General features: G+C 59.3%; 13 protein-coding genes. 4 read left to right on the top strand and 9 right to left on the bottom strand.

Translation table 11 applies throughout. From position 1 onward, the window contains the following. A partial coding sequence (locus tag SCA01S_RS20475) for a tyrosine-type recombinase/integrase (protein WP_062788608.1) occupies window positions 1–931 on the bottom strand: 931 nt, incomplete at its 3' end. Window positions 932–1,377: 446 nt separating this feature from the next. Here SCA01S_RS20475 and SCA01S_RS22435 point away from each other — a divergent pair. Genes SCA01S_RS22435 through SCA01S_RS20470 form a run of 3 tightly spaced genes read left to right on the top strand, consistent with a single transcriptional unit; the run spans window position 1,378 to window position 2,257 of the window. Next, entirely contained in the window at window positions 1,378–1,812 is a 435-nt protein-coding gene (locus SCA01S_RS22435) for a hypothetical protein (protein WP_157089075.1), read from the top strand. A 3-nt stretch (window positions 1,813–1,815) separates the two neighbouring features. Next, window positions 1,816–2,037 carry a hypothetical protein gene (locus tag SCA01S_RS22430; RefSeq protein ID WP_157089074.1) on the top strand — a complete coding sequence of 74 codons (222 nt, stop codon included), beginning with the start codon at window positions 1,816–1,818 and terminating at the stop codon, window positions 2,035–2,037. A gap of 28 nt (window positions 2,038–2,065) precedes the next feature. Continuing rightward, entirely contained in the window at window positions 2,066–2,257 is a 192-nt protein-coding gene (locus SCA01S_RS20470; protein ID WP_062788606.1) for a hypothetical protein, read from the top strand. A gap of 293 nt (window positions 2,258–2,550) precedes the next feature. On the opposite strand, the gene SCA01S_RS23055 is transcribed toward SCA01S_RS20470, so the two are convergent. The 5 genes from SCA01S_RS23055 to SCA01S_RS20450 form a co-directional block, all read right to left on the bottom strand. Further along, a complete protein-coding gene (locus tag SCA01S_RS23055; RefSeq protein WP_084391161.1) occupies window positions 2,551–2,772 on the bottom strand; it encodes a helix-turn-helix domain-containing protein in 222 nt (73 codons plus the stop codon). 44 nt (window positions 2,773–2,816) lie between these two features. Beyond that, complete coding sequence (locus tag SCA01S_RS22425) at window positions 2,817–3,413, bottom strand: hypothetical protein (RefSeq protein WP_157089073.1); 597 nt, start codon at window positions 3,411–3,413, stop codon at window positions 2,817–2,819. 2 nt (window positions 3,414–3,415) lie between these two features. Beyond that, on the bottom strand, window positions 3,416–3,985 hold the full coding sequence (locus SCA01S_RS22420) for a hypothetical protein (protein WP_157089072.1): 570 nt from the start codon (window positions 3,983–3,985) through the stop codon (window positions 3,416–3,418). A 2-nt stretch (window positions 3,986–3,987) separates the two neighbouring features. Beyond that, on the bottom strand, window positions 3,988–4,803 hold the full coding sequence (locus SCA01S_RS20455) for a hypothetical protein (protein ID WP_157089071.1): 816 nt from the start codon (window positions 4,801–4,803) through the stop codon (window positions 3,988–3,990). A gap of 155 nt (window positions 4,804–4,958) precedes the next feature. Then, window positions 4,959–5,339 carry a thermonuclease family protein gene (locus SCA01S_RS20450; RefSeq protein ID WP_062788598.1) on the bottom strand — a complete coding sequence of 127 codons (381 nt, stop codon included), beginning with the start codon at window positions 5,337–5,339 and terminating at the stop codon, window positions 4,959–4,961. A gap of 167 nt (window positions 5,340–5,506) precedes the next feature. Between SCA01S_RS20450 and SCA01S_RS20445 the strand changes: the two genes are divergently transcribed. After that, a complete protein-coding gene (locus SCA01S_RS20445) occupies window positions 5,507–5,692 on the top strand; it encodes a hypothetical protein (RefSeq protein WP_062788596.1) in 186 nt (61 codons plus the stop codon). A 90-nt stretch (window positions 5,693–5,782) separates the two neighbouring features. On the opposite strand, the gene SCA01S_RS20440 is transcribed toward SCA01S_RS20445, so the two are convergent. The 3 genes from SCA01S_RS20440 to SCA01S_RS20430 are packed head-to-tail and all read right to left on the bottom strand — an operon-like array spanning window position 5,783 to window position 6,743. After that, on the bottom strand, window positions 5,783–6,070 hold the full coding sequence (locus SCA01S_RS20440) for a hypothetical protein (protein WP_062788594.1): 288 nt from the start codon (window positions 6,068–6,070) through the stop codon (window positions 5,783–5,785). Continuing rightward, complete coding sequence (locus tag SCA01S_RS20435; RefSeq protein WP_157089070.1) at window positions 6,070–6,489, bottom strand: hypothetical protein; 420 nt, start codon at window positions 6,487–6,489, stop codon at window positions 6,070–6,072. Before SCA01S_RS20435 ends, SCA01S_RS20440 begins: the two co-directional genes overlap by 1 nt. After that, window positions 6,486–6,743, bottom strand: a complete 258-nt coding sequence (locus tag SCA01S_RS20430; RefSeq protein ID WP_062788591.1) for a DUF7940 domain-containing protein — start codon at window positions 6,741–6,743, stop codon at window positions 6,486–6,488. The genes SCA01S_RS20435 and SCA01S_RS20430 overlap by 4 nt, the downstream gene beginning before the upstream one ends. Between the last annotated feature and the right edge of the window lies 1 nt (window position 6,744).

Genomic DNA, 6,744 nt, shown 5'->3' with positions numbered 1-6,744 from the left:
AAACCAGTTCGCCGCGACCGCTCAACTTCCACGCCGCGCGCAGCACGGCAACGCTCTCGGGTGCGAGGGGCACCAGATGATCACCCCCAGCTTCGTCTTTGCGGTCCCGGTCACCCTTCATGCGCGCAGCCGGAATGCGCCAGAGGGGCAGTGGGCCATCGAGATTTTCGAACTCCGACCACATTGCACCGCGCAGTTCACCCGGGCGCACTGCCGTCAGCGCGATCAGGCGAAGCGCGAGGCGTGTAATGGGCCGCGCGAAGTCATCGTCCACCTTCGCCAGCATCCGGCGCAGTTCGGCAATATCCGTAATCGCGGGTTGGCGCCCTTTCTTGGGCATCGGCTTTAGCGCGGCGCCAACTTTCTCGGAAGGATCGGATTGGGCAATGCCACTGGCGATCGCATAAGCGTAGATCGCAGAAATCCGCTGCCGCACGCGCTTGGCTGTCTCGATGGCAGAGCGCTGTTCGATGGCGCGCAGCACTTCCAATATCTTGGGTGGCGTTATCGCCGTGATCGGCAACGAACCGATGGCCGGGAAGATGTCCCGCTCCAGCGACCGGATGACGTCGGCGGCATGAACCTTGGCCCATTGCGGCGCATTGATCTCGTGCCAGGCCCGCGCGACCTTCTCGAACGTGTTGCGCGAAGCCTCGACATTGGCCTTGATCTTGAGTTTCTTCTCGACCGTGGGGTCCAGGCCTTCGGCGAGCAGCCGACGCGCGTCGTCCCGCTTCTCCCGCGCCGCGATCAAGCTGACGAGGGGGTAGGGCCCCAGGGACAGCGTCTTCTCCTTCCCGTCGAATTTGAACTTCATCCGCCAGAGCTTCGCGCCCTGGGGTGAAACGTAAAGATAAAGCTGGTGCGCATCCGCAAGCTTATAGGCCTTTGGCCCGGGCTTTGCCGCGCGGATTTTGGCGTCGTTCAACATGGCGTTCGGATACCCCATTTCTGAGACCCGATACCCCGTTTTCATACCCCACGACCAGCGGAGGGGCACGAACCGATAGGAACGAGCCGAAGCGGGAAATCCTCGATTTTATAAGGGTTTTGTCAATCCCAGTGGACTTCTGGGGACCCCTGGGAACGGGGGCCTGGCGGAGACGGAGGCAGCCGAATTAAGGAAATAACCTATTGAGTATCAATCAGAAAAATTAGGAAAAATTGTTGATACCAAGTCCAGTACCATGGATCGCGATTCTAGCTGTCCGGTCTTTTGATAAGATCGGCCTGAGCGACCGGCCCAGTTGCATCCAGATGGGCGCGGTTACCTGCCCGCTCAAATCATCGCCTTGTTCACCATGCATTCTTCCTCTGGCTTTGGCTGGCGGGGTTTTCCGTTTTGGTGCAGGATCGTAGCCGAATCAGGAGGGCGCGATGCCACCCAGTGACGCGACCGAATTTACGGATTTGCCGAGCACGGATGAAGCACCCGCGCCACCAACGCGTAGAAAGCGCCGAGAGCTTTTCGATTTCGGATGGCCCGCCGCTATGAAGCGGGCAACAGCCGCTGCCTATCTCGACATCAGCGAACCCTCTTTAATGCGGGAGGTCCGCGCGGGGCGAATCCCAGAACCGTTCAAACTTGGCGCACGAGATCATTGGCGCAAAGAGGCAATCGATGCGGCCCTGGCCCGCCTGGCCGGCGATGATCTGGTGATCGAATATCGTAGGCATCACGAGCACACTCCAACCGCATATGACCTGTACAAGGCGCGTGAAAGGGAGCGCTCCACTGCGCTGCGCCCAAGTGACCACGCAAAAATCGTCAGGGCGCGAACGCGGCGGCAACTGGGTGAGGAATTGGACTAAATCATGAGCACCAACTACTCCCCACCTGGCGGCATTTACACACGTATCGTTCGCAAGATGCGGCGCGCCCTTCGGAATGAGACCGGCGCGGCGTTGTCCTACGAAGAAGTCGTCGCCCTCTTGCATTCCGACTTTTACCCGATTCTGGCGGAAGCGGAGCGCAAGGAACTGATGGCGCTGCATATGGAAAGGCAACACCCACCCGGCCAGAAGGCCGACCTGTGATGAGCCGACGTCGCGGAGGTAGGCCGATATGAGAAAAGACCAAAAGTTCCAACGGTTCACCCATGCAGACGTGCGCAAGCTGACATGCAGCGTGGCCGAGGGTGTTGCAAAGACAGGCATCAATGCTCGCATCACTTTGGAGCCGACAGGCCAGATCGTGATTGTCATGGGCGCTAACGTCGAACAGGATGAGGAGAACGAGTGGGCGGATCTGGAATGACCGTCCTGTTTCCAGCCGCACATGCTCAAATCGGTATCGCATGACGTCGCGGGCACGATTCAAGCAAGCCGACATTACCCGCGCAGTGAACGCCTTGAAGGCGGCGGGACTCACCATCGCTCGCCTAGAGATCGAGACAAATGGAAAGATCACCATAATTCCAGAGCCGAACGGGCCAGGCTACGCAAGCCGACGCGATGATGATGCTTGGAAGGAGGCGCGCGAGAAGTTCTCTGCCGCCCACCTAGCGCGGCAGGCAAAGCGGCGGCGGTCTAAGGAGTAGTCTCTGCGCATCAACCGCCAGACTTTCGCGGTTCTGCCGGCAAGGGGCCGTGCAGTTCATACCTCTCCACTTCGGCCGCACTGATGCGAATGAGTTGGCCAGGGCGGAAGGATAGCAAGCGGCCTTCGCGGATGAGCTTGCGAACCAGGCCTTGGCTGCACTCCCAGTGCTCAGCCAACTGCGCCACCGAAAGTGGACGGCGATTATCGTCATTGAGTATACCATATTCCATCGCGAGATACGGTCAGTTCTTCTCCGTAAGAATAGATTGGCAAGCTATAAGATCATGAAATTTCGAGCCCGCAACTCTTCAATCAGTTGATCTGCTGTGGTTCCAACAACAAATGCACTTGTAAAGAGATTGCGAAGCACCCGAAGTCGGCTTTCTTTTGCTTTCGCCAACTGAGTTTTGGACGGCGCGTCAGGCCAAGTGCCGATCAAATCGCTGTGGACATCAAAATCTGCGGATTCCGTATCATACAGACAGAACCAGCGGTCTGGGTTTCCGGCTGATCGCAAAACCCTCGCGGTCATAACCGCTGCCCCGGCAAGCGCAGTTTGCACGGCGCCCCCAGTCGTCAGCCGTTGGATGATTTGTCTGACTTGTTGCTCAGTGCAGCCGGAGCGAAACATGCTGAGGCCGTCAGAATAGGTGCGGACAAGCTTATTCCATACTACTTCACCGGTTTCTAAATCGACGGTGTCCGGGCTCGTAAAAATTTTCGCCACCAATTCATCATTCTGAACAGAGAACCCATTAATCTGAAGCGAATGTTCTTCGCAGGCGCACGAGGGAAAACGACCATCAAAGTTTTGAGCCCGATCTCTTGAAGTATCTGCCCCCCAAGCCGCTCTACATTCTTCGGATGACATTATTAGAAAACCGCTGGCCTTAGCTCTGTGACAGCGTCAGCAATTTCACCAGGGAGGTTCTGGGCATTAAATTCAGCCAAGCCTGCCCGCTCGCTCTCTCCCCCAGCCACGAGGAACGAAAGCTCGGATTTTGAAACCACCGTGACTGCGAGCTCAAAATCATCCCTCAAAATTGTGAACATAGGGTCGCCATCACCATTAAGCGAAACGTTGGGAGTGTGGCCAACGCTAGCCTGCAAAAATCCGAGCAACAGGCTCGCGGTTTCAAGATGTTCGCTGCGAGGAGCGCGCGCACCGTCACCATCCCAGTTATCGCCCCACATCGCAAAAGTACGGAGCTTCGAAAGCGCTCGCGTGCCTGCCCCCGGCTCGCGAACCTCCCAGATAGGTTCTGACTTCGCTTCCTCGCCAGAATGCGTGCCAGTCAGATGGAAGCGACGAGCATTTCCCGAGGAGTTGTGTCGATCAGCCACCGAGACAACGGCTGGCCTATCGGACAAAAAGATAGCCCCCGGGTTAACGAGCGCCGTAAGTGGCGTTGCCGTAGCTGCAATTAAAACAGGAAGTTGCATGCTCACCCCAAAGAAACAGCTTCTGCAGCCTGCACCGTTAAAATCTCGCGGAAATCAGCCTTCGCAGCATCATGTAAGTCTTGCAGGCGCTTTGCAACAGATGCCCACGCCTCTGGTTGGATGTTTTTTGGCGGCTGATCTGGGCGATTGATCTGATCCGAAACATAGGTTCGAATCTGAACTATCCGACGCTCTCCGTCAGGGGTCGGGGCAGCGGCGACGTCTATATTGATTTGATGAAGACGCCGCACGTCGCCGTCTGGGTTGAAAAATCCGGAATGGGAGTGCCAATACCCGGTGTCCGAAGTCACCCCCGACGCTATAAGAGAGGAATCTCGGCGAAGGATCTGAAAGACACTCTCATCAGAATCGATGGGTGCTAAGAAAACGTCAATGTATTCCGCGAACACATCTGCGACGGGGGCGACCGAAGTAAAGGTATCCCACAACGGCGCGACCAATTGGGCGAATTTGTCGGCCAGGACGGCCCACCGCGTATACGACCAGTCTTCGTACCGGAAACCCAGCTTTCCGACCGTGAACTTATCAGAGATGAAGTCTGGACGCTCCCGACGCATGAATTCACAGGTATTCAACTGTGGCGTGGTTGCGGCCGCAGGCCCATTGACGAAACCGATAAACGCGTCCTGCAACTGATTTTTTTCTGCTAGGCCTAGCCGGTCTGCCGTGGGGGAAGCGATCGTGACCGCCCGTTCCAATAGCATGGACGTAATAGGTTCTCGAAAGTTAATGCCCACTGCGGCCAATTGAATGGCGTGCGCCGATTGCGCAGGCTTCCATAGACCGATTCCGGGCATCTAGCTTCAACTCCTAATCGCATCGTCGCGGCTCTCATAGCGTTCAAAAGTGCCACGGGTGGCTGCTTTGCAAATCTGCAGATAGTGAGCAAGGCCTTGAATCGCTCGGTGGCGGCTAAAAATGTTGGACGCTGCTGAAAATGGCAGACTTTTGGCTAGCGCCACCGCCGCGCGAGGCCCTGCCCGATCAAATGCGCCCCAGCATCCCGACCATTGACCAGCACACGCGCCAGCAGGCGCCCATACCGATCCCGGCCCACCGGCTCGAGCGTGGTCATGCCTTGAGCTACCAGCGCGGCAAGCGCATCGCGTGACTGTTCGCCCAATGCATAGTCGCACCAGGACGGATTGCGGCTGTAGGCCAAGCGCTGGCGCGATGCCGGGCTGCACCGCTCGCTGCCCGCCAGTTCCGGCGCGTCGATGTTAACCAAGCGCACCCGCTCGACGCCGCACCGGATAGTGTCACCATCATGAACGATCGGGTGGGGGCAGGGGGTGAGCGCGGCCACGGCGGCAAAAGCGAGTGAAGTGGGCATGTAGGGAGATTGCCTTATACCCGGTGCTGCGGCCAGCCCAGAAAGGTCCGCTTTACCTCGGGCGCGGACGCATCGCCGAGACGGCTTGACGATCCTTGACACTTCTCCCCTCGCGATCCTGCCATTTTGGCGGTAATCAGGGGTGGGGGGCGTAAGAGGAGAGTCTGATGCGCAAGATCGCGATTGCTCTGGCCGCCGTGTTGGCGGTGACTGCCACACCGATGGTTGCCCAGGCGGCGCCATGCAAGGATGCGAAGGGAAAATTCGTCAAATGCCCGGCACCTGCAGCCAAGGCAGCGCCGAAGAAGGCGTGCCGTGATGCCAAGGGCAAATTCACGAAATGCCCCAAGTGAGGTGACAGGCGGCCCGGCGCGCGGGCCCCACGGTGTGGGATTGTGTCCGCGGAAGTTTCCCTCTGCGACACGCGCCGGGCCGCTGCCCTTCTACCGCACCGCGCAGGCCTGGAGCAAGGCCAATGCCTTATCGAATGCGGCGCGCAGCCGCAGGTTCGAGGCAGCAACCGGGCCAATATCATGCACCGCATCGCCCGTCAGCTGATCGCCCACGCGCGGCGGATCGGCGGGCACGTCCTTGGCGTCGACGCATGGAACCGCCACCGGCAAGTCGACGCGCTCGATGCGCGTCTCAATGACCGGCGGTATTGGCTTCGTGGCGCAGCCGGCGAGAGCGAAAGCGGTCATACCCAGTGGGGCCAAGATCAGGCAGCGCATCACAGTTCCCCCTTGGCAGCCATCACGGTCGCCGGCGTGCGGCAATCCGCACTGGACGACGGCGCGGCAGTCTCGATCGCGCGGGCCAACCCCTCGCGCACGGCGTTGCGTGGCCCCGTCGCATCGAGAGCAGCCTTGCCGGCGGCCAAACGCACATCGCCATCGGCCTTGAGCCGCTGCACCGCGGCATTTTGCAGATGGAGCGCACCGTGCAGCGTGTCGTAGCTGGCGCGCATGATCGTTGCTGCCTGCCGCCAGTCGTGCTCGGCGCTGCGCCATAGGGCGATCTCAGCTGCGCGCTTTTCTGCCACCGCGCGCTCATGAAGCGCATAGAGCAGCAGCACCCCGACAGCCAGGCTCCCCATCAATGGTCGCCAGAAGCGGCGTAGGACTGGAAGAAGATCGGCCAGTGCGATCATTTTTCGGCTCCCGATGCGGCCGGCTGCGGCAACCAGCGCGCAATCGTGGGCAACGCGAACACGGCGAAACCCACGGCCATCGATGCAAGCGGGCGCCATCGGTCGGGAACGTATGCCACCAAGCGCGGAAGCAGCGTAGGGTCGCTCATGAGGTAGGTGACGATCAAGCCGGCCAAGGCCGCCATCTTCACCGACCACAGGCGCCAGAGCGAACCAGCCTCGGCGCGGATTTTCGAAAGCCAGATCTTGAGCATG

The sequence above is a fragment of the Novosphingobium capsulatum NBRC 12533 genome, assembly GCF_001598375.1.
Lineage (GTDB): Bacteria > Pseudomonadota > Alphaproteobacteria > Sphingomonadales > Sphingomonadaceae > Novosphingobium > Novosphingobium capsulatum.
Note: the sequence above shows the minus strand (reverse complement) of the source record. Positions and strands in the feature narration are given on the sequence as shown.

Coding starts and splice junctions, on each gene's coding strand:
- SCA01S_RS22425 (WP_157089073.1), bottom strand. CDS start 3,413: ATGTCATCCGAAGAATGTAGAGCGGCTTGGGGGGCAGATACTTCAAGA.
- SCA01S_RS20430 (WP_062788591.1), bottom strand. CDS start 6,743: ATGCTCAAGATCTGGCTTTCGAAAATCCGCGCCGAGGCTGGTTCGCTC.
- SCA01S_RS20450 (WP_062788598.1), bottom strand. CDS start 5,339: ATGCCCACTTCACTCGCTTTTGCCGCCGTGGCCGCGCTCACCCCCTGC.
- SCA01S_RS22420 (WP_157089072.1), bottom strand. CDS start 3,985: ATGCAACTTCCTGTTTTAATTGCAGCTACGGCAACGCCACTTACGGCG.
- SCA01S_RS22430 (WP_157089074.1), top strand. CDS start 1,816: ATGAGCACCAACTACTCCCCACCTGGCGGCATTTACACACGTATCGTT.
- SCA01S_RS20470 (WP_062788606.1), top strand. CDS start 2,066: ATGAGAAAAGACCAAAAGTTCCAACGGTTCACCCATGCAGACGTGCGC.
- SCA01S_RS20445 (WP_062788596.1), top strand. CDS start 5,507: ATGCGCAAGATCGCGATTGCTCTGGCCGCCGTGTTGGCGGTGACTGCC.
- SCA01S_RS20455 (WP_157089071.1), bottom strand. CDS start 4,803: ATGCCCGGAATCGGTCTATGGAAGCCTGCGCAATCGGCGCACGCCATT.
- SCA01S_RS20440 (WP_062788594.1), bottom strand. CDS start 6,070: ATGCGCTGCCTGATCTTGGCCCCACTGGGTATGACCGCTTTCGCTCTC.
- SCA01S_RS23055 (WP_084391161.1), bottom strand. CDS start 2,772: ATGGAATATGGTATACTCAATGACGATAATCGCCGTCCACTTTCGGTG.
- SCA01S_RS20435 (WP_157089070.1), bottom strand. CDS start 6,489: ATGATCGCACTGGCCGATCTTCTTCCAGTCCTACGCCGCTTCTGGCGA.
- SCA01S_RS22435 (WP_157089075.1), top strand. CDS start 1,378: ATGCCACCCAGTGACGCGACCGAATTTACGGATTTGCCGAGCACGGAT.